Origin of the sequence: Bradyrhizobium sp. HKCCYLRH2047, from assembly GCF_051168175.1 — a bacterium.
Lineage (GTDB): Bacteria > Pseudomonadota > Alphaproteobacteria > Rhizobiales > Xanthobacteraceae > Bradyrhizobium.
In genome coordinates, this window is the sequence record NZ_JBNPUM010000004.1 from 543,534 (window position 1) to 565,695 (window position 22,162).

At 64.9% G+C, this 22,162-nt stretch carries 19 protein-coding genes; 15 read left to right on the forward strand and 4 right to left on the reverse strand.

All coding sequences use genetic code 11. The annotated features are described in order from the left end of the window. Window positions 1–159 precede the first annotated feature (159 nt). Both ACQR1D_RS12845 and ACQR1D_RS12850 read left to right on the forward strand, forming a co-directional pair. Window positions 160–1,689, forward strand: a complete 1,530-nt coding sequence (locus tag ACQR1D_RS12845) for a porin (RefSeq protein WP_315804013.1) — start codon at window positions 160–162, stop codon at window positions 1,687–1,689. A gap of 586 nt (window positions 1,690–2,275) precedes the next feature. Then, entirely contained in the window at window positions 2,276–3,370 is a 1,095-nt protein-coding gene (locus ACQR1D_RS12850; protein ID WP_434894134.1) for an alpha/beta hydrolase family protein, read from the forward strand. A 64-nt stretch (window positions 3,371–3,434) separates the two neighbouring features. Here the strand turns inward: ACQR1D_RS12850 and ACQR1D_RS12855 are convergent, their stop codons facing one another. Beyond that, on the reverse strand, window positions 3,435–3,956 hold the full coding sequence (locus ACQR1D_RS12855; protein ID WP_315804011.1) for a MarR family winged helix-turn-helix transcriptional regulator: 522 nt from the start codon (window positions 3,954–3,956) through the stop codon (window positions 3,435–3,437). 400 nt (window positions 3,957–4,356) lie between these two features. Between ACQR1D_RS12855 and ACQR1D_RS12860 the strand changes: the two genes are divergently transcribed. Together ACQR1D_RS12860 and ACQR1D_RS12865 are read left to right on the forward strand one after the other, a co-directional pair. Then, window positions 4,357–5,886, forward strand: coding sequence for a porin (locus ACQR1D_RS12860; RefSeq protein ID WP_315804010.1), 1,530 nt, complete (start codon window positions 4,357–4,359; stop codon window positions 5,884–5,886). A 672-nt stretch (window positions 5,887–6,558) separates the two neighbouring features. Next, window positions 6,559–8,088, forward strand: a complete 1,530-nt coding sequence (locus ACQR1D_RS12865) for a porin (RefSeq protein WP_316218310.1) — start codon at window positions 6,559–6,561, stop codon at window positions 8,086–8,088. A gap of 64 nt (window positions 8,089–8,152) precedes the next feature. Here ACQR1D_RS12865 and ACQR1D_RS12870 read toward each other — a convergent pair whose 3' ends face one another. Beyond that, window positions 8,153–10,519 (reverse strand): transglycosylase SLT domain-containing protein, encoded by a 2,367-nt coding sequence (locus ACQR1D_RS12870; RefSeq protein ID WP_434838241.1) that lies wholly within the window; start codon window positions 10,517–10,519, stop codon window positions 8,153–8,155. A 332-nt stretch (window positions 10,520–10,851) separates the two neighbouring features. On the opposite strand from ACQR1D_RS12870, the gene dapA reads away from it, so the two are divergent. The 4 genes from dapA to ACQR1D_RS12890 are packed head-to-tail and all read left to right on the forward strand — an operon-like array spanning window position 10,852 to window position 13,300. After that, window positions 10,852–11,742, forward strand: coding sequence for a 4-hydroxy-tetrahydrodipicolinate synthase (gene dapA, locus ACQR1D_RS12875; RefSeq protein ID WP_434838240.1), 891 nt, complete (start codon window positions 10,852–10,854; stop codon window positions 11,740–11,742). 28 nt (window positions 11,743–11,770) lie between these two features. Continuing rightward, window positions 11,771–12,187, forward strand: a complete 417-nt coding sequence (gene mscL / locus ACQR1D_RS12880; protein ID WP_316181903.1) for a large conductance mechanosensitive channel protein MscL — start codon at window positions 11,771–11,773, stop codon at window positions 12,185–12,187. 1 nt (window position 12,188) lies between these two features. Next, complete coding sequence (gene smpB, locus ACQR1D_RS12885) at window positions 12,189–12,662, forward strand: SsrA-binding protein SmpB (RefSeq protein ID WP_315804006.1); 474 nt, start codon at window positions 12,189–12,191, stop codon at window positions 12,660–12,662. 56 nt (window positions 12,663–12,718) lie between these two features. Further along, window positions 12,719–13,300 carry a peroxiredoxin gene (locus tag ACQR1D_RS12890; RefSeq protein WP_434838239.1) on the forward strand — a complete coding sequence of 194 codons (582 nt, stop codon included), beginning with the start codon at window positions 12,719–12,721 and terminating at the stop codon, window positions 13,298–13,300. 17 nt (window positions 13,301–13,317) lie between these two features. Here the strand turns inward: ACQR1D_RS12890 and ACQR1D_RS12895 are convergent, their stop codons facing one another. Next, window positions 13,318–14,001: a uracil-DNA glycosylase gene (locus ACQR1D_RS12895; RefSeq protein ID WP_315804004.1), complete on the reverse strand. Its 684-nt coding sequence runs from the start codon at window positions 13,999–14,001 to the stop codon at window positions 13,318–13,320. Next, window positions 13,982–14,635, reverse strand: a complete 654-nt coding sequence (locus ACQR1D_RS12900; protein ID WP_315804003.1) for an NYN domain-containing protein — start codon at window positions 14,633–14,635, stop codon at window positions 13,982–13,984. Before ACQR1D_RS12900 ends, ACQR1D_RS12895 begins: the two co-directional genes overlap by 20 nt. Before the next feature lie 347 nt (window positions 14,636–14,982). Between ACQR1D_RS12900 and rpoZ the strand changes: the two genes are divergently transcribed. From rpoZ to era, 7 genes are all read left to right on the forward strand, one after another. Further along, window positions 14,983–15,375 (forward strand): DNA-directed RNA polymerase subunit omega, encoded by a 393-nt coding sequence (gene rpoZ, locus ACQR1D_RS12905; RefSeq protein WP_006612728.1) that lies wholly within the window; start codon window positions 14,983–14,985, stop codon window positions 15,373–15,375. A gap of 169 nt (window positions 15,376–15,544) precedes the next feature. Then, window positions 15,545–17,845 (forward strand): RelA/SpoT family protein, encoded by a 2,301-nt coding sequence (locus tag ACQR1D_RS12910; protein WP_315804002.1) that lies wholly within the window; start codon window positions 15,545–15,547, stop codon window positions 17,843–17,845. Window positions 17,846–17,926: 81 nt separating this feature from the next. Next, window positions 17,927–18,709: a pyridoxine 5'-phosphate synthase gene (locus ACQR1D_RS12915; RefSeq protein ID WP_434838238.1), complete on the forward strand. Its 783-nt coding sequence runs from the start codon at window positions 17,927–17,929 to the stop codon at window positions 18,707–18,709. Beyond that, window positions 18,706–19,125 (forward strand): holo-ACP synthase, encoded by a 420-nt coding sequence (acpS, locus tag ACQR1D_RS12920; RefSeq protein ID WP_315804001.1) that lies wholly within the window; start codon window positions 18,706–18,708, stop codon window positions 19,123–19,125. Before ACQR1D_RS12915 ends, acpS begins: the two co-directional genes overlap by 4 nt. Window positions 19,126–19,412: 287 nt before the next feature. Then, window positions 19,413–20,174: a signal peptidase I gene (gene lepB / locus ACQR1D_RS12925; RefSeq protein ID WP_315804000.1), complete on the forward strand. Its 762-nt coding sequence runs from the start codon at window positions 19,413–19,415 to the stop codon at window positions 20,172–20,174. Further along, entirely contained in the window at window positions 20,171–21,244 is a 1,074-nt protein-coding gene (gene rnc / locus ACQR1D_RS12930; RefSeq protein WP_434838237.1) for a ribonuclease III, read from the forward strand. The genes lepB and rnc overlap by 4 nt, the downstream gene beginning before the upstream one ends. Next, complete coding sequence (era, locus tag ACQR1D_RS12935) at window positions 21,234–22,160, forward strand: GTPase Era (protein ID WP_315803998.1); 927 nt, start codon at window positions 21,234–21,236, stop codon at window positions 22,158–22,160. The genes rnc and era overlap by 11 nt, the downstream gene beginning before the upstream one ends. The last annotated feature ends 2 nt before the right edge of the window (window positions 22,161–22,162 follow it).

Genomic DNA, 22,162 nt, shown 5'->3' on the forward strand with positions numbered 1-22,162 from the left:
GTCGTTCGCTCAAGTCCCTCGCGTTCATGCGGGTGTGTCCGATAGCGCGAAGCGGCTGAGCGACGGGTCGAAGAGGGATAACGGGTCCAACCCCAAGGGTGTCTCTCACCCAGCGGAGGCGGAACCTTCCCTGACTGAGCAACTTGGAGGTTTAACATTATGAACACGATCAAGAGCCTTGTCCTGGGCTCGGCGGCCGCTCTCGTCGCCATGTCCGGGGCTCAGGCAGCTGACCTTCCGATCAAGGCCAAGGCGGTCGAATATGTGAAGGTCTGCTCGCTTTACGGCGCTGGCTTCTACTACATCCCCGGCACCGACACCTGCATCAAGCTGGGCGGTTACCTGCGTGCTGAAACGTCGTTCGCCAGCAACGGCCAGTACAACAACGCGGTCAACGGCGTTGCCGGCGGCATGAACCGCCAGAGCAACTACTACTACAGCCGCGCTCGTCAGGACCTCAACATCGACACGCGCACCGCGACCGAGTACGGCGTGGTCCGCACCTTTGCTGACCTGACGTTCACCTGGACCAGCGGCACCTACGCTGGCTCGGGCTCGGCGACCGGCGCGACTGCCTACTCGACGGCTGGCGCTCCTGGCGCTCAGGCCGACGGCAACATCGCTCAGGGCGGCATTGGCGTGTACTACGCCTTCATCCAGTTCGCCGGCTTCACGATGGGTAAGGCCGTGTCGCAGTTCGACGCGCCCTGGACCAACTACCCGGGCAACAACTTCGACGGCCTGTGGGGCGGCGGCGGCACCGTGACCGGTGTCAACCAGTTCACCTACACCGCCGACTTCGGCTCGGGCATCACTGCGGCGATCTCGGCGCAGGACGCGAGCCAGTACTACACCACCAACATGTGGAACGTGTCGGGCATCACCGCGGCCAGCATCATCGGCGGTTCGTACGGCACCAACACCTTCGGTGGCAACGTGTCCCCGGACATCGTCGGCATGGTTCGTGTCGACCAGGCTTGGGGTCTGTTCCAGGCGTCGTTCGCGGCGCATGACAACCACACCGGCTACTACGGCGCCACCGAGCTCACCGGTCACCCGGCTGACAAGTGGGGCTGGGCTGCTCAGCTGGCCCTGTCGATCAAGAACATCCCGACCGGCCCCGGCGACACCATCAACATCCAGGGCGTCTACACCAACGGTGCGAGCCGCTACAACGCTCAGAGCCTGGTGCCGACCACCTACGCGATGTACGGCGGCAGCAGCACGGCTGGTGTCTACGGCACGCTCGGCTTCGCTGGCGTCAGCGACTCGGTCTTCGTGACCGGCGGTGAGCAGCAGCTGACCACGACCTACGGTATGCGCGGTGCGTACACCCACAACTGGAACCCGGCCTGGAACACCGCGATCTACGGTTCGTGGGCTGCCGTGTCCTACAACAGCACTGCCAAGGGCCTGATCTGCGGCAGCGCGGCGATGGGTGCGATCGCGGGCGCAGGCTTCACCTGCAACCCCGACTTCAACATCTCCTCGCTGGGCTTGATCACCCGCTGGACCCCGGTCAAGAACCTGACCTTCTCGGCCGACGTGGCCTGGACCAACCTCGACCAGAAGTACTCGGGCAACATTGTTTCCCCGGCTACGACCACGACTTCCAAGCCGGCTGCGGTCTATCAGCTCAAGGACCAGAACTCGGTGTCCTTGCTGCTCCGCGCTCAGCGCAACTTCTGATCCTGATCGTCTGATCGGGTTCAAGAGCCCCCGGCAGGAAACTGCCGGGGGTTTTTGCTTGTGTGCGGGCGCTCATTCCGGAGTGACTCCGGGTCCGGTGCGCTCGAGAAGCGATCGATGCCAGATCGATGGATCGAGCCAATTGAGCAGAGCTTCGATTGCCTGTAGCTCGAAAGTCGCATTCGTTTCAGTAGGTTGGCTGCACGCTGGTATTTTTTTAAAAATGGTGTTGAAAACAGATGAGTTGATAAGCTAATTTTCTCATGCCTGAGTAATCATTCGTCCTCGTGAGGACGACACCGCAGACGCAAGACGACGATCATACGATGTTAGACTCCAGGAAGCCTCCGGCGATGCCCCGCCGGAGGCTTTTTCACATCGGGATCTCCTCGGCACCCTAGATCTGACGTTGCCTCTCGATTGCAGAGCCTCAGCGTGATCTCCGCAGGCGCGTGCCATCAGCGCATACATCCATCGTCTCACCAAAAATCGTTGTGCATCGGCTTGACCGGGAAATGCCGGATGGTCACCATGACCGTCAGATGACGGGGCCACACCGTCACGCCAGTGAGGAATGAGTCCAAAGATGAGTTCGGAAGGCTCTGTGGGAGTGCTGCGTCCGTGGTCCGAGCAAGACGATCTGGCGGGCGCCATCACGCGGCTGCTGGAGGCGCGGCCGGAAGGCTGCGCGGATCTTGCGGAATGTCTGGCGGTTGCGCAGCGGATCGACGCCAGCGACGACGAGTCCTGGTATCGCGAGTGGATGCAATGCGCGGACGCCATGAAGGCTGCCGCCGCCGACGCCATGAGCAGCGGCCGTCCCGAGCTGGCGTTTCGCAAATGGTCGCGCGCGGTGGATTGTTATGAGGCTGCGGCCTGTCCGTTCAGCAGCTCGCGTTCCCGCCAGGACGTCGTGCTGTCCCGCATGCGCGAATGTGCGCGCGAATTCCTGCGCTGTGCCGATCCGCAGGGAGAGGTCGTCACAATCCACTGGCGCGCCGACTATCCGCTCGAAGCCTATTTCCTGCCGGCGCGTGGCGAGGCGGGCAGGGCGCCCACCGTCATCTGCATCGGTGAGCCCGGCCGTCGCAAGGAAACGTCGCTGTTCAAGCTTGCAGCCCATGCGGAGCAGCGCGGCTTGGCGCTGCTGGTGGTCGATCTGCTGGGCAGCGGACCGGACTGCCGCTTCGAGGAGATCGTCGGCCGTCGCGATCTCGAATCGGCCATCGCGAGCGTGACGGACTACGTGACGTCCCGCGATGACGTGGACGAAGGCCGGATCGCGATTCTGGCCGACGACTGGAGTTCGTCCTTTGTCGCGCGCGGCATCGCACTCGATCCGCGTTATGCTGCGGCGGTCTGCGACGCCGGCTTGTGGGATATTCACGAGCGTGTCTTCCTGTCGCGCCGACCCGGTGCGTGTGAGCGGGGCAGGCCGCCGATCGCGACCGAAGGGCTGGCGGCGCGGCAGATCATGTGTCCGCTGCTGGTGACGGTGCCGGAGCGTGGCTGGCTTCGAGCCGACATCGCAACCCGGCTGATCGCGCAGATCAAGCGCGAGCACCCGGACATCACTCTGAAGATCGTCTCCAGCGCGGGCGCCGATTGGCTCGAAGCCGATGCCTTCGTCTTTGACTGGATCGGCAGGCGTCTGGCGGGGTCTCAGCGGCCTCCAGGCTGACGCGACCGCATGTCTGGGCCCGCTGCCTGCAAGAGGCGGTCGGGCCGTGACCGCCTCTTGGGCCTCAGAGCCCCATCGTGAGTCGCGCGCTGGCCTTCTCGAAACGGTCCTTGAGGCCAGCCAGCTTGTCCGTGAAGGTCGCCAGCTCGCGAGCGTCGAATTCCTCGAAGATGAAGCTGAAGATCTGCGCCTGCTGGGCTTCCAGCTCGGCGAACTGCTCCGATGTCTTGGTGGTGAGCGACATCCGGACCACGCGCGCATCGTTGGGGGCGGGCTTGCGTTCCATGAAGCCCTTCTTCTCCAGCAGCTTCGACTGCGTCGTGACGAACGAAGGGTCGACGTGCAGCCGCTTGGCCGCCGCATTCACGGCGACTCCCTCGCCTTGATCCAGCTCGGAGATCGCCATCAGGATCATCCATTGCGGGCCACTGATGCCGATTCGCTTGGCCCAGAAGTACCTCAGCTCCTCCAGATGGACGTTGATCGTGGAGATCTCCCTGGCGAAGCGAAGAATGGCGTCGCGATTCTTCGGCAGATGTTCGGCAGTCTGCGGTTGCGCGTCCGCTTCCACAGGTGCGGCAGACATGTTCTTCAAGGGCGCCATTGCTCAGGAGTTCCAGTACGAAGCTCGACCCTAAAGAAAAAAAATCCGCAACAAAATCACTTATCTAGGAGGACATGCGCCGTCCCCCGTGCGCTGCACAACAAGCTGCCATTGTGTTGCCCTCAAGACACATTTCGGCTTCATTCAATTACCTGACTGCATAAACTATTTTGCTTACCGAATGAGCGAAGGCATAGTTCCTGGCGACGGTGGGGGGTTACTCGATCGTCCCGTGACAGGTGGTTCGCTTAAGTCCCTCGCGTGATGCGGGTGTGTCCGATGGCGCGAAGCGGCTGAAGCGGTTTTTCGGGAGCAGAGGAAGCGGATCGTCCTGGGGGATCTTGGTCCGGTTCTTTCTCAAAAGAGCAACTTGGAGGTTTAAATGAAGACGGTTAAGAGCCTTGTCCTCGGCTCGGCGGCAGTTCTGCTCGCCATGTCCGCGGCTCAGGCGGCCGACCTTCCGATCAAGGCCAAAGCGGTCGAGTATGTGAAGGTTTGCTCCCTGTATGGTGCGGGCTTCTACTACATCCCCGGCACCGACACCTGCATCAAGCTCGGTGGCTATCTCCGTGCTGAAACGGCGATCGGCACGAACAGCGACTTCAACGGCACGTACAGCGGCCAGGGTGGTGCGCATAACCGCCTGAGCAACTACTACACGGCCCGCGCTCGTCAGGACATCAACATCGACACGCGCACGGCGACCGAGTACGGCGTGGTCCGTACCTTCGCTGACCTGACCTTCAGCTGGACCTCCGGCGGCTATGCCGGCACGGGTTCGGCCACCGGTGCGACCGCTTACTCGACCGCTGGTGCGCCGGGCGCACAGGCCGACGGCAATATCGCGCAGGGCTCGGTCGGCGTGTACTATGCCTTCATCCAGTTCGCCGGCTTCACCATGGGTAAGGCCGTGTCGCAGTTCGACACGCCCTGGGTCAACTATCCGGGCAACAACTTCGACGGTCTCGCCGGCGGCGGCGGCACGGTCACCGGCGTCAATCAGTTCAGCTACACTGCTGACTTCGGCTCCGGCATCACGGCCTCGGTCTCGGCTCAGGATGCGAGCGCCTACTACCAGAACAACCTCTGGAACGTGGCGGGTTCGACGGCGGCTGGCGTGATCGGTGGTGCTTACGGCACCAGCAACTACGGTGGCAACGTCTCTCCGGACTTCGTCGGCATGGTCCGTGTCGACCAGGCCTGGGGTCTGTTCCAGGCGTCGTTCGCGGCGCATGACAACCACGTCGCTTACTACGGCGCGTCCGAGACCTCCGGCCACCCGGCCGACAAGTGGGGCTGGGCGGCTCAGCTGGCCCTGTCGATCAAGAACATCCCGACCGGACCTGGCGACACGATCAACGTGCAGGGCGTCTACACCAACGGTGCGAGCCGCTACAACATCCAGAGCCTGATGCCGAACAACTACGCGATGTACGGCAGCACGGGTCTGGCTGGCGCCTACCAGAGCATCGGCTTTGCCGGTGTGGGCGACTCGGTCTTCACGACCGGTGGTGAGCAGCAGCTGACCACGACCTACGGTATGCGCGGTGCGTACACCCACAACTGGAATCCGGCCTGGAACACTGCGATCTACGGGTCGTGGGCTGCCGTCCGCTACAACGGCACGGCCAAGGGCCTGATCTGCACCAGCCCGGGCGTTGTCGCGGCCTTCAACGCGGGTTCGACCTGTAATCCGGACTTCGATCTGGCCACCCTCGGCTTGATCACGCGCTGGACCCCGGTCAAGAACCTGACCTTCTCGGCTGACTTCGCCTACTCCTGGCTCGACCAGAAGCACTCCGGTTCGGTCACCGCTCCGGCTGCTGCTGCTGTCGCGAAGCCGGCCGCGGTGTACGAGCTGAAGGATCAGCAGTCGGCTGTGCTGCTGCTCCGCGCTCAGCGCAACTTCTGATCCAGATCGTCTGACGACGGTTTGACGAACCCCCGGCAGGCAACTGCCGGGGGTTTTTCTTTGCCTCGCCAGCGCGTGCTCCGGCGCCGAGATCCGCATTCCTCGCCGCTCCGCTCTGTCGCTGACAAACATGCTGCAGACCCGCCCGAGAACCACACCGCGCGGCCACGCGACGGAGTGCGATCTGGATGGAATTTCGCGACCGCCTCGTGGCCATCCGGCTCAAACATGCGTGAGAGGCGGTCGGCGGGCGCTCGGTTCGACCGCACGTTTGAGCCAAGCTTGGCCTGCGTGATCCCGGGCAGGCGAGGGCCCGTGTCACGATCGCCGGGATGACAGAGCCAGAAAATTGGAGCCTCGCGCTCGCCGCGCTTCTCGACGCGCGTCCTGCTGCATTCCCGCCACGAGCGCGACACGCATTCGGCGGCGAAAGTCTTCCCTGACACATTACTCTTGGGGATCTGGCGACCGTGTGCCGTGCCGCGGCCGCGCCACATGCGTGATCCGGCCGGTCACGAGAATGGTCCGATAAAGCACCAACTCTGCCTCGCGATCGTTCCCACTGCAACGCTATGCGCGAGCACTGTGGTGCAGCTGGAGACGGGCTGACCGTTGGGGCGGTCGTTCGATGTCGAGCCGGGCCGGTCTGAACTGAGCAATTTGGAGGTTAGTATGAAGACTGTGAGGAGCCTTGTTCTGGGCTCAGGGGCGGCGTTGCTCGCCATGGGTGGGGCTCAGGCCGCCGACCTTCCGATCAAGGCCAAAGCGGTCGAGTATGTCAGGGTCTGCTCGATGTACGGCGCCGGATTTTTCTACATTCCGGGTACCGACACCTGCATCAAGCTCGGTGGCTACCTGCGTGCCGAGGCCGGCTTCGGTACGAATACGATCTTCCAGAATGCCGTGAACGGCGTCGCCGGCGGGCGAAATCGTCTCAGCAACTACTACACGACGCGTTCGCGCGCCGACCTCAACATCGACACCCGCACCGCGACCGAATATGGCGTCGTGCGCACCTTCTTCGACGGTGTCTTCCAGTGGACCGGGGGCAGCTATGCCGGGACCGGCTCCCCCACGGGGGCAACCGCCTATTCGACGGCGGGCGCGCCTGGAGCGCAGGCTGACGGCAACATCGCGCAAGGCGGGATCGGCGTCTTCTATGCCTTCATCCAGTTCGCCGGCTTCACCATGGGTAAGGCCGTGTCGCAGTTCGACGCACCTTGGGCCAACTACCCCGGCAACAATTTCGACGGTCTGACCGGCGGCGGCGGCACCATCACCGGCGTCAACCAGTTCACCTATACCGCGGACTTCGGCTCGGGCATCACGGCCGCGATCTCGGCCCAGGATGCGACGCAGTATTCGCAGTCGCAGATCTGGAATACGGCGGGACAGACGGCCGCTGGCGTGCTCACCGGCAGCTATGGTACGTCGAATTTCGGCGGCAACGTCGCGCCCGACATCGTCGGCATGGTGCGCGTCGATCAGGCCTGGGGCCTGTTCCAGGCGTCCTTCGCGGCGCACGACAACCACGCCGCCTTCTTCGGTGCCAACGAGACGACCGGGCATCCCGCCGACAAATGGGGCTACGCCGGTCAGCTCGCCCTGTCGATCAAGAATATCCCGACCGGCGCCGGCGACACCATCAATCTGCAGGGCGTCTACACCAACGGTGCCAGCCGCTACAACTTCCAGAGCCTCGCGCCGATCAACTACGCGATGTACGGCGGCAGCAACATGGCGGGGGCTTTCCAGAGCCTGGGCTTCGCGGGCGTGTCGGATTCGGTGTTCGGGGCGAATACCCAGCAGCAGCTGACGACGACCTACGGCGTCCGCGGCGCCTTCACCCACAACTGGGATCCGGCTTGGAACACCGCGGTGTACGGCTCATGGAGCGCCGTGCGCTATAATGCGACAGCGAAGGGCCTGATCTGCAACGGTGCGGGTATGGTCGCTCTCGGCATCGTCGGTGCGAACTGCAACCCGGACTTCAACATCTCGACTCTGGGTGTGATCACGCGCTGGACGCCGGTCAAGAATCTGACCTTCTCGGCTGACGTCGCCTGGACCCGGCTGGATCAGAAGTTCGCGGGCGTCGCCAATGCGCCGGCGGTTGCGGCGGTTGCCAAACCGGCCACGACCTATCAGCTGAAGGACCAGGATTCGGTCTCGCTGCTGCTGCGCGCTCAGCGCAACTGGTGATGGGAGGCGAATAGGGAGCAGGGAGTAGCGAATAGCGATTGACGACGATCCGATGTCGGTTTCGCTACTCCACCACAGCGCCGCGGCGCAGATCGGCCTCGATCTGTAGCCGCGAGCCGCCGCCGAAGCGGGCGCGATAGACCTGCAGGTTCTCCATCACCCGCTGCACGTAGTTGCGGGTCTCCGCGAAGGGGATCAGCTCGACCCAATCCACCGCGTCCACCTTCGGATCGCGCGGGTCGCCATAGCGTTCGACCCACTTCCTCACGCTGCCGCGGCCGGCATTGTAGGCCGCGAACGTCATGATGTACGAGCCGCGATAGTCCTCGAGCAGGCCGCCGAGCTCGGCCGCGCCGAGCTGCGCGTTGTAGACCGGGTCGGTCTTCATCCGGTTCAGATCGAAGCTGACGCCCGCGCGCTTGCAGACGTAGCGGCCGGCATCCGGCGTGACCTGCATCAGCCCATAGGCCTGGGCCGGCGAGACCACCGCCTGGTTGAAGGCACTCTCCTGACGCGCGATCGAGAAGACCACGCTCGGCTCGACCTCCGGTCCGAGCGAGCGGAACGCAGGAATGCCGGTGACCGGATAGGCGTAGTGGTCGAACGGCAGCCCGCGATTGAGCGCGGCCTTGCCGACCAGCAGCATCGCCCGCGCATCGCTGTTTCGCGCGGCGGCTTCCGCGATTCCGACCAGGACGTCGGGGTCGCCGTTGTCGCCCATGTCGGCGAAGATCGGGATCGCGACCTCGCCCTCGTCGAGCTCGTACAGCAGTTGCACCGCGCGCACCACCTCGAGCCGCTCGACGCCGCGCCCGCGGCCGCTCGGCGCGGCATTGAGGCCGAGCTGCGGCAGGCCGAGCTTCGCCCGCGCCAACTGGCCGTAATAGCTCGTGGACTGCTCGGCCGCCGACATATAGGCCGCGCGCGCCTCCTGCATGCGCCCCATCGCTTCTGCCGCGCGGCCCTGCCAATAGCCGGCCCGGGCCAGGGTGGTCGGATTGACGCTGCCGATGCCGATGCGCGCAAAGTGCTGGGCCGCCGTGGCGGGATCGTTGAGGAAGCGCAACGCGATCCAGCCGGCGGTGAATTCCTGCTCGGTCTTGTAGATGTCGCGGTTCGGCAGCGCCGCGTCCCGCGCGATCAGGTAGGCGCTGCGATAATCGCCGGTATCGATCATCTTGCGCGCCAGCAGGCGGCGCTCGATCCACCATTCGTCCAGATTGTGCAGGCGGCCGGGATCCCTGGGCGCGCTGAGCATCAACTGCGCCGCCTCGGCGAACTTCTCGTCGCGCCGCAGCACTTGGATGCGGCTGAAGATGTAGCCGGCATCGCCGTGCAGCTCGCGCGGCACGGCATCGAGCAGGCTCTGGCTGTTGGAGGCTTTGCGGTAGGTCGCAATTCTTGCCTTTGCGAGCGCCACGTGGCCCGAGCCAAGCCGGCGGGCAGCGCGCATCGCCGCCTCATGCTCGCTGCCATACAGCAGCGTGTCCATCCGCGCCTTGTGATCGCCGCCGGATAGCAGGGCGCCGTACTGGTCCAGGACGTTGTTCTCGGTCTCCTCGGACATCGCGTCGTTGCGCCAGGCATCGCGCACCAGCCGCTCGGCGTTGGCGCGGTCGCCGCGATTGAGCATCACCCGGGCCAGCGCGAACTTGCCCTTGGCCGACAGCGGCGATTCGTTCTCGAACCAGGACCAGACGACGGAATCGTCGCGCTTGTCGTCCCACAACGCGGCCTCGAGCCGGCGCCGCAGGAAACTCTGCGACGGCCAGGACGGATTGGCGGTGATGAACGCGCGGTAGCGCTCGACGCTGGCATTGTTGTTGTCGCTGCGCAGGATCACCCACTCCGCGAGCTTGCGCGCCACCGGATCCGAGATCGCCTGCACGACCTCGGTGGCATCGCCGGGCTTGCGCTTGCGGACGAGCTCGATCACGTTTTCGAGCGCCTCCTTGTCGGACTGCGAGGTCGAGGACGTCGCGGCGATCGCAGCCGGCACCAGGGGCTTGCGGGAGGCGGGCAGGGCGGCATGCTGGCGGGCCGGCAGGCTGGCAGCCGCCGCGCCGGGCGTGATGTCCCTCGGGGCCGAGCGCGGCGACTCGCCGGCGCCCTTGGGGCTGTTCTTGACCTCGGCCTTCGCTTCGGCGCGCGCGTCGACCTTGCTCTTGGCCCCGGCGGCCTCGTGGGTGTTCGTCTTCGGGGCCACGCTGCGCGCGATTGGACGCACCTTCGGCACGGGAACCTTGGCCGCGGGAGCCTTGGATCCTGGAACCTTGGATCCCGAAGCCTTGGACGCAGCACTCTGGTCCTTGGCGAGCGCGGTATGTCCGGCGAGAGCCCATCCCAGTGTCAGGCCGGCGGCCAAGGACACCGAGAGTGACACCGACAGGGCGGTCGATCGCAATGCAGTGGCGCGGGCAGAAAAGGGCACGGCGTTCCTTTTGCGGCGGATGACTTCGATCCCCTGACCAACATGGGTCTATCGAAAAGGTGAACAAATCCTAAATATACAGGGAAGGATTGCAACCTGCGCCAACACCGCGGCGAAATCACGACCGAAGGGCGGCGTGCGGCCGCGCGGGGGTTCCGAGAAGGGTGGTTGCCCGGTGCGAAGTGTGCGGGCCGGGCTGTCGCGGGCGCGGCAGAGCGATTCGGGTGCCTGTTGAGAAGGCAGCCCAACCGCGGGCGGGCCTTCCGCCCCGTCGGTAGACCCGGTATGAAGTGGCTCGCACAGGGGCCAAACGGCGTTTGGGAGGGAGTTTCATGGCAGCCAAGACGAATTTCCGGGGTTCTTTCACCGCCTTGGTCACTCCTTTCAAGAACGGGTCCGTCGACGAGGCCGCCTTCCGAAGCCTGGTGAACTGGCAGATCGACGAGGGCACCAACGGCCTCGTGCCGGTCGGCACGACGGGCGAGAGCCCGACGCTCAGCCATGACGAGCACAAGCGGGTGGTCGAGTGGTGCATTGCCGAGGCCCGGGGACGCTTGCCGGTCGTCGCCGGCGCCGGCTCCAATTCGACCAAAGAGGCGGTCGAGCTCGCCCAGCACGCCGAGAAGGCGGGGGCGGACGCGGTGCTGGTGGTGACGCCCTATTACAACAAGCCGACGCAGGAAGGCCTGTATCAGCACTTCAAGGCGATCAACGACGCGATCGGCATTCCGATCATCATCTACAACATTCCGCCGCGCTCGGTGATCGACATGTCCGTCGACACCATGAAGCGCCTGTTCGAGCTGAAGAACATCGCCGGCGTGAAGGACGCCACCGCCAGCATGGTGCGGGTGTCGCAGCAGCGCGCCGCGATGGGCGAGGAGTTCAACCAGCTCTCGGGCGAGGATGCGACGATCATCGGCTACATGGCGCATGGCGGCCATGGCTGCATCTCCGTCACGTCGAACGTCGCGCCGCGGCTGTGCTCGGAATTCCACCAGGCCTGGCAGAAGGGCGATGTCGCCACCGCGCTGAAGATCCACGACAAGCTGATGCCGCTGCACACCAACCTGTTCATCGAGTCCAACCCGGCGCCGGTGAAATACGCGTTGTCGCTGCTCGGCAAGATCGAGGAGAAGCTGCGGCTGCCGATGGTGCCGGTGTCGGAGCCGACCCGGGTCGCGGTGCGCGAGGCGATGGTTCATGCCGGACTGATCAACTGAGCCGACGTATCTTGAGGGGGATGCGAGCATGTTGAAGGAATTCCGTGAATTCGCGATGAAGGGCAACGTCGTCGACCTCGCGGTCGGCGTCATCATCGGCGCGGCGTTCGGCGCCATCGTCAACTCGCTGGTCGGCGACGTCATCATGCCGATCATCGGCGCGGTCACCGGCGGCCTTGATTTCTCCAACTACTTCATCCCGCTGTCCAAAGCGGTAAATGCCGGCAACCTTGCCGATGCGAAGAAGCAGGGCGCGGTGCTGGCCTATGGCAGCTTCCTGACGATCACGCTGAACTTCGTGATCGTCGCCTTCGTTCTTTTCATCGTCATCCGGCTGATGAACACGTTGAAGCGGAAGCAGGAGGCTGCGCCGGCCGCTCCGCCGAAGCCCACACCCGAGGTCGAGCTTCTGACCGAAATCAGGGATCTCCTGAAGAAGGCCTGACGTGGCAGACAAGAACGAGCCCAAGATCACCGTCGCCGCAGAGAACCGCAAGGCGCGGTTCAACTATGCGATCGAGGACACCATCGAGGCCGGCATCGCGCTGACCGGCACCGAGGTGAAGTCGGTCCGCAGCGGCAAGTCGACGATCGCGGAATCCTATGCGGATTCGCGCGACGGCGAGATCTGGCTGATCAACGCCAACATTCCCGAATATCTGCAGGCCAACCGCTTCAATCACGAGCCGAAGCGGCCGCGCAAGCTGCTGCTGCATCGCAAGCAGATCAACAAGCTGATGGGCGCGGTCGAGCGCGAAGGCATGACGCTGATCCCGCTCAAGCTCTATTTCAACGAGCGTGGCCGCGCCAAGCTGCTGCTCGCCGTCGCCAAGGGCAAGAAGCTGCACGACAAGCGCGAGAGCGAAAAGAAGCGCGATTGGGGCCGCGAGAAGGGCCGGCTGCTGCGGGCGCGCGGCTAACGAGACCTTTGCCGCGCGCTCCTCGGCGGCACGCCTGAGCCTTGGGACAGCATCCGATGAATCAGAAGAACCTCTTGGATGTCGACTGGAGCCGGATTCCGGCTCCGACCGACGACGGCGCAGCCGATCATCTGGTCGGGACGATCATTCCCGCGATCGGACTGCGTGCCACCGACGACATGCTGGTCACGTTGTCCGATCTGCCGGGACGGACCGTCGTGTTCGCCTATCCGCGGACCGGCGAACCCGGCAAGGTGTCGCTGGTCGAGGACTGGGACATGATCCCGGGTGCGCGCGGCTGCACGCCGCAGACCTGCAGCTTCCGCGACCTGTTCGGCGAGTTGAAATCGGCAGGCGCCGCGCATGTGTTCGGCCTGTCGACGCAGAGCAATGCCTATCAGACCGAGATGGCCTCGCGCCTGCACCTGCCGTTTCCGGTGCTGTCGGACGAAAAGCTCGAGCTGACCAATGCCCTGCGGTTGCCGACCATGGAGATCGCCGGGCTGACCATGATCAAGCGGCTTGCCATGATCGTGGACGACGCCTGCATCACCCACGTGTTCTATCCGGTGTTTCCTCCGGACAGGAACGCGGGCGACGTGCTGGCGTGGCTGAAGGACAACCGCGTCGCCGCGTGAGGATGGGGCGGACCGACCTAATCCAGATCCGCCTTCACACGCGCGAACACGGCGTGGAACATCTCGGTCGTGAGCACGCCGGTGTTCGTATTGTAGCGTGAGCAGTGATAGCTGTCGTACAGCCTGATCCCGCCGGCCTGGTGCACGGCGCCGTGGGCGAAGGGCGCCGCGACCGCGCGCAGGCCCAGCAGCTTCAGCAGCGTGTCGTGGGAGATGCGGCCGAGCGCGACGATGCTGCGCAGCCGCGGCATCGCGGCGATGGTGGCGCCGAGGAAGCTTCGGCACTGGTTGATCTCGGCGGGCAGCGGCTTGTTCTGCGGCGGCACGCAGCGCACCGCGTTGCTGATTCGGCAATCCACCAGCGTCAGCCCGTCGTCGGGACGTGCCTCGAATCGGCCCTTCGCAAATCCGTAGTGCAGCAGCGTCCCGTAGAGCAGCTCGCCGGCATAGTCGCCGGTGAAGGGACGCCCGGTCCGATTGGCGCCCTGCAGCCCCGGCGCGAGCCCGACGATCAACAGCCGCGCATCGGGATCACCGAACGACGGCACAGGCGCGTTGAACCATGACGGCTCGCGCGCGCGCTGCGCCTCGCGGAATTCCACGAGGCGAGGGCACAGCGGACAGTCTCGATCGGGATTGGTCGAAGACAGGGCAGGCGGCGCAGGCTGAGTGCCCGTCCGCCTAGTCCTCGAAATCGTCATCGTTGGGCGTGGTGGTGGCGGTGGTCGTGGCGCGGGCGGCCGGCGTGGTGGAGCGCTGCAGGAATTGCGGGGAATGGTGGCGCGGCTCGCGCGGGGCGGGGCGCTCCGACGGGTCGCGGCCGAGCTTGGACTGCAACTCCATGAGGTCGGTGAAGACGTCGGCCTGACGGCGCAGCTCGTCGGCGATCATCGGCGGCTGGCTGGAGATGGTCGAGATCACGGTGACGCGAACGCCGCGGCGCTGCATCGCTTCGACCAGCGAGCGGAAGTCGCCGTCGCCCGAGAACAGCACCATCTGGTCGATATGCTCGGCGAGCTCCATGGCATCGACGGCGAGCTCGATGTCCATGTTGCCCTTGACCTTGCGTCGGCCGCTGGCGTCGATGAACTCCTTCGTCGCCTTGGTGACGACGGTATAGCCGTTGTAGTCGAGCCAGTCGATCAAGGGCCGAATCGACGAGTACTCCTGATCCTCGATGATCGCGGTGTAATAGAATGCGCGGAGCAGCGTGCCGCGGCTCTGAAATTCCTTGAGCAGGCGCTTGTAGTCGATGTCGAAGCCGAGCGTCTTGGCCGTGGCGTATAGGTTGGCGCCGTCAATGAAGAGCGCAATCTTGTTGGTCGAAGATGACATTCAGTGTCTCGCGTTCAGTTAGATTCTATTTTGGGCGCGACTCCAGTCGGTCGCGCACTCCATTTCAAGATACTGCCAAGGCGTCGGCGGTCCATCTGGTGTGAGGTTACCGCAAACCGGAGTGATCGGGGCAACAAAGGCGTACTTGTGACGACGTAATGAAGCGTTTTCTTGTCCAAGGCCCGAATTCCGCGGGTCTGGACGGAGCGCCAGTCAAGGTTGCCGAATTCGGTACTCCTTGCCCCTTACCGAACCCTGACGCCAGTTTTGCCTTGCGAAAGCCAGCCAGCCTCTATAACTAGCCCAGCATAATCAGCATATTAAGCACACAAAGGACCGGAGCGACAATGGCGCGCGTCACTGTGGAAGATTGTATCGATAAAGTCGACAACCGGTTCGACCTGGTTCTCCTGGCCGCGCATCGCGCGCGCATGATCTCGTCGGGATCACAACTTACAATTGATAGAGATAATGACAAGAATCCCGTCGTCGCACTCCGGGAAATTGCGGATTCGACCATTTCTCCCGAGGATCTGAAGGAAGAACTGGTGCATTCGCTGCAGAAGTTCGTCGAGGTCGACGAGCCGGAGCCGGACACGGTGCCGCTGATCGGCTCGGCCGGTGCCAGCGTCGATGCCGACGACACCGAGGTCGCCGTCGAGCGCATGACCGAGGAAGAATTGCTGAAGGGCCTCGAGGGCCTCGCTCCGCCGGAAGAGCAGCCGGAAGAGGACGAGTGACGGTCTCGTCACCGTCAGCGCGAGCTCCAGCTAACTTGTGAGAATGTGAAGGCCCGGACCACGTCCGGGCCTTTGCATTTGAACGTGATTCCGTGATTACCATAGGGCTGCGACAAACGCCTGCCATCCGGCAGATTTGGTCACGAAGATAAAGGTTTAGTCATTTTCCATGGTGGTTTCGGGCCACACTCCTCAGCAGATGCAGGCGGCGGCCGAATCGGCCGCGTTGGCGCCTTCGCCGCCGGCTGAGCGGCCGCGGCCGCCGAAGCCGCGCTCCCGCATGATGCGACAGTACGATCTCGTGGAACGGGTCCGCTCCTACAATCCGGATACGAACGAGGATCTGCTCAACCGCGCGTATGTGTACGCCATGAAGGCGCATGGGTCGCAGACCCGCGCGTCCGGCGACCCGTATTTCACGCATCCGCTCGAGGTCGCGGCCATTTTGACCGACCTGAAGCTGGACGACGCCACCATCGTCGCGGCGCTGCTGCACGACACGATCGAGGACACCGAGGCGACCCGCGCCGAGATCGACCGCTTCTTCGGCCCCGAGATCGGTGCGCTCGTCGAGGGATTGACCAAGCTGAAACGGCTCGAGCTGGTTTCGCGCGAGGCCAAGCAGGCCGAGAATCTGCGCAAGCTCCTGCTGGCGATCGCCGACGACGTGCGTGTGCTGCTGGTCAAGCTCGCCGATCGCTTGCACAACATGCGCACGCTGGAGTTCGTGCCGGAGGCGTCGCGGCGGCGGATCGCTGAGGAGACGCTCGACATCTACGCGCCGCTCGCGGGCCGCATGGGCATGCAGGAGATGCGCGAGGAGCTCGAGGATCTCTCGTTCCGGACGCTCGACCCGCAGGCGTACAGCGTGGTGATGCAGCGGCTCGATGCGCTGGCGGAGCGCAATCGCAACCTGATCGGCGAGATCGAGAGCCAGCTGGCCCGCAAGTTTCGCGAGCATGGCCTGACGGCGCGGGTGTTCGGTCGCCGCAAGCGGCCATTCTCGATCTGGACCAAGATGGAACGCAAATCCATCGGGTTCGAGCAGCTGTCCGACATCTTCGGCTTTCGCGTCATCATGCCGGATCTCGAATCCTGCTATCGTGCGCTCGGTATCGTGCATACGACCTGGCCTGTCGTGCCCGGCCGGTTCAAGGACTACATCTCGACGCCGAAGCAGAACGACTATCGCTCGATCCACACGACCGTGATTGGCCCGGGCAAGCAGCGCGTCGAGCTGCAGATCCGCACCGAGGACATGGATCAGATCGCCGAGCTCGGCATCGCGGCCCATGCCTTCTACAAGGACGACATCGCCTCGCCGACGGAGCGGCTGAAGCGCGAATCGAATGCCTTCGCCTGGCTGCGCCACACTATCGGCATCCTGTCGGAGAGCGCGAATCCGGAGGAGTTCCTCGAGCACACCAAGCTCGAGCTGTTTCACGATCAGGTGTTCTGCTTCACGCCGAAGGGCAAGCTCATCGCGCTGCCACGCCACGCAAACGTGATCGACTTCGCCTATGCCGTGCATACCGACGTCGGCAACAGCGCCGTCGGCTGCAAGATCAACGGCAAGTTCGCCGCGCTGTCGTCGGAGCTGCAGAACGGCGACGAGGTCGAGGTGCTGACCTCGGACGCGCAGTCGGCGCCGCCCTCGGCCTGGGAGACGCTCGCCATCACCGGCAAGGCACGCGCCGCCATCCGGCGCGCCACCCGAACCGCCGTGCGCGATCAATATGCCGGGCTGGGCCGGCGCATCGTCGAACGTCTGTTCGAGCGGACCAAGCTCGAATATGCCGACGACAAGCTCAAGGGCGCGCTGCCGCGTCTGGCGCGCGCCTCGATCGAGGACGTGATGGCGGCGGTCGGTCGCGGCGAGATCAAGGCCTCCGACGTCGCGCGCGCAATGTATCCGGACTACAAGGAAGAGCGCGTCGTGCGCTACGGCGCCAAGAAGATGGCCGCCGCGCCGGCGGCCAAGGCTGCCGCGCCTCCGACCGAGCCCCACCGCGGCCCGTTTGCCATCCCGATCAGCGGGCTCAATTCCGGCCTGCCGGTGAAGTTCGCGCCCAACGGCGGTGCCGTGCCGGGCGACCGCATCGTCGGCATCGTGACGCCGGGCGAGGGGATCACGATCTATCCGATCCAGTCGCCGGCGCTGAAGGATTTCGAGGAGGAGCCAGAGCGCTGGCTCGACGTGCGCTGGGACGTCGACGAGACCTCGCCGCAGCGCTTTCCGGCGCGCATTCGCGTCGAGAACGTCAACGAGCCGGGCAGCCTCGCCCAGGTCGCCACCGTGATCGCCGAGCATGACGGCAACATCGACAACATCAGCATGAGCCGCCGCTCGCCTGACTTCACCGAGCTCACGATCGATCTCGAGGTCTATGACCTCAAGCATCTCTCGGCGATCATCAACCAGTTGCGCGCCAAGACCATCGTGGCGCGGGTCGACCGGGTGAATGGCTAATCTGCGGGGATGGCTGCGGCGTTCTGCTTCGGGATGAGCTAAACAAGCCGTAGTCTACTCGAAAGTCCTGCGAGCCGGCCCATGTCCGATCCGTCGAAGTCACATCCTCCGAAGCTGCGCCTTGGCGTCAACGTCGACCACATCGCCACCTTGCGAAATGCCCGCGGCGGCCGCAGCCCCGATCCGGTGCGTGCCGCGCTGCTTGCGATCGAGGCCGGGGCCGACGGCATCACGGCGCATCTGCGCGAGGACCGCCGGCACATCCGCGACGACGACATGGCGCGGCTGAAGGCCGAGATCTCCAAGCCGCTGAACTTCGAGATGGCGGCCACCGAGGAGATGGTGCGGATCGCGCTTGCGACGCGCCCGCATGCCTGCTGCCTGGTGCCGGAGCGGCGCGAGGAACTGACCACCGAGGGCGGCCTCGACGTGGTCGGCCAGCACAACGCGCTAGCGCCGGCGATCGCCCGGCTCGGCGATGCCGGCATCCGGGTGTCGCTGTTCATCGCCGCCGATCCGGCGCAGATCGAGATGGCGGCGCGGCTGCGCGCGCCCGTGATCGAGATCCACACCGGCGGCTGGTGCGATGCCATCACCGACGGCCACCACGACAAGGCGGACGCGGAGTGGGAGCGGATCGTCACCGGCACCCGGCAGGCCTATGCAGCCGGGCTCGAGGTCCATGCCGGCCACGGGCTCGACTATGCCACCGCCGAGCGGATCGCGACGCTGCCGGAGATCGTCGAGCTCAACATCGGCTACTTCATGATGGGGGAGGCGCTGTTCGTGGGCCTCGCCGAGACCGTCCGCACCATGCGCGCGGCGATGGATCGCGGCCGTGCGCGGTTGGGGACGGCGGCATGATCATCGGCATCGGCTCCGACCTGATCGACATCCGCCGCGTGGCCGAGGTGATGGACCGGCACGGCGAGCGCTTCCTGAACCGGATCTTCACCGCGGCCGAGCGCGCCAAGGCGGAGCGGCGGGCCAAGAACGAGAAGATGGTGGTCGCCACCTACGCCAAGCGGTTCGCTGCCAAGGAGGCCTGCGCCAAGGCGCTCGGCACCGGGATCCGTCAGGGCGTGTGGTGGCGCGACATGGGCGTCGTCAATCTGCCCGGCGGCCGGCCGACCATGCAGCTCACGGGGGGCGCGGCCGAACGGCTGAAGGCGCTGACCCCCGAGGGCCACGAGCCGCGCATCGACCTGTCGATCACCGACGACTGGCCGCTGGCGCAAGCCTTCGTCATAATTTCGGCGGTGCGCCGCGAGACATCCTGACGGGCGGCCGCCCCAGCAGGAAAAACAAAAATGCGATCGATTTCAGCGAGTTATGTAGTTTTGATGCGGCGATTGATTGCGCGGCCCCGCGCAGTCGTCTAAAACCCGCCGGGATCGAACCGGCTGCATCACGGGCGGATTCTGGGTCAAACCGGAGTTGGCCTTAACCACCAGAATCAGGACAGACTCCCTTAAGCCGCGGAACGGTATGGTGTTCGCGGACGGAGGGGTGTTCGGCAACGGCTGGCGAATCGTCGGACCATTCGCCAAGGGACATTGAAAGAGCGATGAGCGTGACCTCCGGAACCAAGACTGAGAGCGGCCTCGGTGAAACCGTTCGTGTCGTCGTTCATGCGCTACTGATCGCGCTGGTGATCCGTACGTTCCTGTTCCAGCCGTTCAACATCCCGTCGGGATCGATGAAGGCGACCCTGCTGGTCGGCGACTATCTGTTCGTATCGAAATATTCGTACGGCTATAGCCACTACTCGATCCCGCTGTCGCCGCCGCTGTTCTCGGGCCGCATCTTCGGCTCGGAGCCGAACCGCGGCGACATCGTCGTGTTTCGTCTGCCGAAGGACGATACCACCGACTACATCAAGCGCGTGATCGGCCTGCCTGGCGACCGCATCCAGGTGCGCGAAGGGCTGCTCTACATCAACGACAAGCCGGTGCAGCGCGAGCGGCTGTCCGACTTCATCGGCGAGGATCCCTGCGGGCAGCCGGACTCGACCGCGCGCGTCAAGCGCTGGAAGGAGACGCTGCCGAACGGCGTCAGCTATGAGACGCTGGACTGCGTCGACAACGGCTATGTCGACAACACCGCGGTGTATACCGTGCCGGCCGGCAACTTCTTCATGATGGGCGACAACCGCGACAACTCGACCGACAGCCGCTTCCTCAGCCAGGTCGGCTACGTGCCGTTCGAGAACATCGTCGGCCGTGCGCAGCTGATCTTCTTTTCCATTGCCGAAGGCGAGCATGCCTGGGCGTTCTGGCGCTGGCCGGTATCGGTGCGCTGGAATCGAATCTTCAAATTCGTGCGATGATCGACGACTCACCCGATATCCAGACCACGCAGGCTGCCGCATCGAGCCCGCAACCCGGCACGGGTGCGCTGGAGGCGTCGCCCAAGGCTGTGTCGCGGCCGAAGTCTGAGATCAAGCCCGAGCAGAAGAGCGAGCCCAAGACCGAGCCAAAGGCCGATTCCAGGACCGAGGCGAAGCCGGTCTCCAAGCCAGACATGAAGACCGTCGAGTCCGAATCGGGGCCCGCTGGCCCGACCGACGATGGGGTGGACCCGACCGCGCTCGTTGCCGAGGCCGAATCCGATGGCAAGCCGCGCAGCAAGGCGAAGGGCAGCCGCCGTGCCAAGAGCGCGGGGACCGGCGCCGCCAAGGGCGCCAAGGCCGCGGACAAGGCCGCCAATGCGGCGATCGAGGCGCGCATCGGCCATCACTTTGCCGATCCGTCGCTGCTCAGCACCGCCTTCACCCACGTCTCGGCGCTGAAATCGTCCAAGAAGCGCGGCGACAGCTATCAGCGGCTCGAATTTCTCGGCGACCACGTGCTCGGCCTGATCGTGTCCGACATGCTGTACCGCTCGTTTCCGAGCGCGGACGAGGGGGAGTTGTCGAAGCGGCTCGCCGATCTCGTGCGCAAGGAGAGCTGCGCCGACGTCGCCAAGTCGCTCGGCCTGCTCGACGACATCAAGCTCGGCGCGGTCGGCGCCGGCGCCGGGGCGCGGTTGCGCAAGTCGGTGCTGGGTGACGTCTGCGAGGCGGTGATCGGCGCGATCTTCCTCGACGGCGGCTACACCGCCGCGGCGGGCTTCGTCGAGCGCAACTGGACCGAGCGCATGCACAAGCCGCGGCGCCCGCTGCGCGATCCGAAGACGGTGCTGCAGGAATGGGCGCAGGGCAAGGGCCTGCCGACCCCGGTCTACCGGGAGGTGGAGCGCACCGGCCCGCATCACGATCCGCAGTTCCGTGTCGCCGTCGACCTGCCGGGGCTGGAGCCGGCCGAAGGCATCGGCGGCTCCAAGCGCGCGGCAGAAAAGGTGGCGGCATCTGTCATGATCGAGCGCGAAGGCGTCAGCGGCGGCAGCAATGACGGCTGAACAACAATCGGTGCCGGCTGCCGGGACCCGCTGCGGTTTCGTCGCGCTGATCGGCGCGCCCAATGTCGGCAAGTCGACGCTCGTCAACGCCCTGGTCGGCTCCAAGGTCACGATCGTCTCGCGCAAGGTGCAGACGACGCGGGCGCTGATCCGCGGCATCGTCATCGAGGGGGCGTCTCAGATCATCCTGGTCGATACCCCCGGCATCTTCGCGCCGAAGCGCAGGCTGGACCGCGCCATGGTCACGACGGCCTGGAGCGGGGCGCACGACGCCGATGTCGTCTGCGTGCTGCTCGATGCCAAGAAGGGCATCGACGACGAGGCGCAGTCCATCATCGACAAGGCGGCTGCGGTCGCGCACGAAAAGATCCTGGTGGTCAACAAGGTCGACCTGGTGCCGCGCGAGAAGCTGCTGGCGCTGGTCGCGGCCGCCAACGAGAAGCTGTCGTTCGCGCGCACCTTCATGATCTCGGCGATCTCCGGCGACGGCGTCGACGATCTCAGGCGGGCCTTGGCGGAGATGGTGCCTCCCGGTCCGTTCCATTATCCCGAGGACCAGATGTCGGACGCGCCGATGCGGCACCTCGCGGCTGAGATCACCCGCGAGAAGATCTATTCGCATCTGCATCAGGAGCTGCCCTACCAGTCCACGGTCGAGACCGACAGCTGGACCGAGCGCAAGGACGGCTCGATCCGCATCGAGCAGACGATCTTCGTGGAGCGCGACAGCCAGCGCAAGATCGTGCTCGGCAAGGGCGGCGCGACGATCAAGTCGATCGGCGCGCAGGCGCGCAAGGAAATCGCAGAGATCACCGGCGTGCCGGTGCACCTGTTTCTGTTCGTGAAGGTGCGTGAGAACTGGGGCGACGATCCCGACCGCTACCGGGAGATGGGGCTCGAGTTCCCCAGGGAATGACA

Bases quoted from the DNA above. Each gene is read 5' to 3' on its own strand.
- ACQR1D_RS12910 (WP_315804002.1), top strand. From the start codon at position 15,545: ATGGTGGTTTCGGGCCACACTCCTCAGCAGATGCAGGCGGCGGCCGAA.
- ACQR1D_RS12850 (WP_434894134.1), top strand. From the start codon at position 2,276: ATGAGTTCGGAAGGCTCTGTGGGAGTGCTGCGTCCGTGGTCCGAGCAA.
- ACQR1D_RS12860 (WP_315804010.1), top strand. From the start codon at position 4,357: ATGAAGACGGTTAAGAGCCTTGTCCTCGGCTCGGCGGCAGTTCTGCTC.
- rnc (WP_434838237.1), top strand. From the start codon at position 20,171: ATGATCGACGACTCACCCGATATCCAGACCACGCAGGCTGCCGCATCG.
- acpS (WP_315804001.1), top strand. From the start codon at position 18,706: ATGATCATCGGCATCGGCTCCGACCTGATCGACATCCGCCGCGTGGCC.
- dapA (WP_434838240.1), top strand. From the start codon at position 10,852: ATGGCAGCCAAGACGAATTTCCGGGGTTCTTTCACCGCCTTGGTCACT.
- lepB (WP_315804000.1), top strand. From the start codon at position 19,413: ATGAGCGTGACCTCCGGAACCAAGACTGAGAGCGGCCTCGGTGAAACC.
- rpoZ (WP_006612728.1), top strand. From the start codon at position 14,983: ATGGCGCGCGTCACTGTGGAAGATTGTATCGATAAAGTCGACAACCGG.
- ACQR1D_RS12890 (WP_434838239.1), top strand. From the start codon at position 12,719: ATGAATCAGAAGAACCTCTTGGATGTCGACTGGAGCCGGATTCCGGCT.
- mscL (WP_316181903.1), top strand. From the start codon at position 11,771: ATGTTGAAGGAATTCCGTGAATTCGCGATGAAGGGCAACGTCGTCGAC.
- ACQR1D_RS12845 (WP_315804013.1), top strand. From the start codon at position 160: ATGAACACGATCAAGAGCCTTGTCCTGGGCTCGGCGGCCGCTCTCGTC.
- ACQR1D_RS12865 (WP_316218310.1), top strand. From the start codon at position 6,559: ATGAAGACTGTGAGGAGCCTTGTTCTGGGCTCAGGGGCGGCGTTGCTC.
- ACQR1D_RS12915 (WP_434838238.1), top strand. From the start codon at position 17,927: ATGTCCGATCCGTCGAAGTCACATCCTCCGAAGCTGCGCCTTGGCGTC.
- ACQR1D_RS12855 (WP_315804011.1), bottom strand. From the start codon at position 3,956: ATGTCTGCCGCACCTGTGGAAGCGGACGCGCAACCGCAGACTGCCGAA.
- ACQR1D_RS12900 (WP_315804003.1), bottom strand. From the start codon at position 14,635: ATGTCATCTTCGACCAACAAGATTGCGCTCTTCATTGACGGCGCCAAC.
- ACQR1D_RS12895 (WP_315804004.1), bottom strand. From the start codon at position 14,001: ATGACGATTTCGAGGACTAGGCGGACGGGCACTCAGCCTGCGCCGCCT.
- era (WP_315803998.1), top strand. From the start codon at position 21,234: ATGACGGCTGAACAACAATCGGTGCCGGCTGCCGGGACCCGCTGCGGT.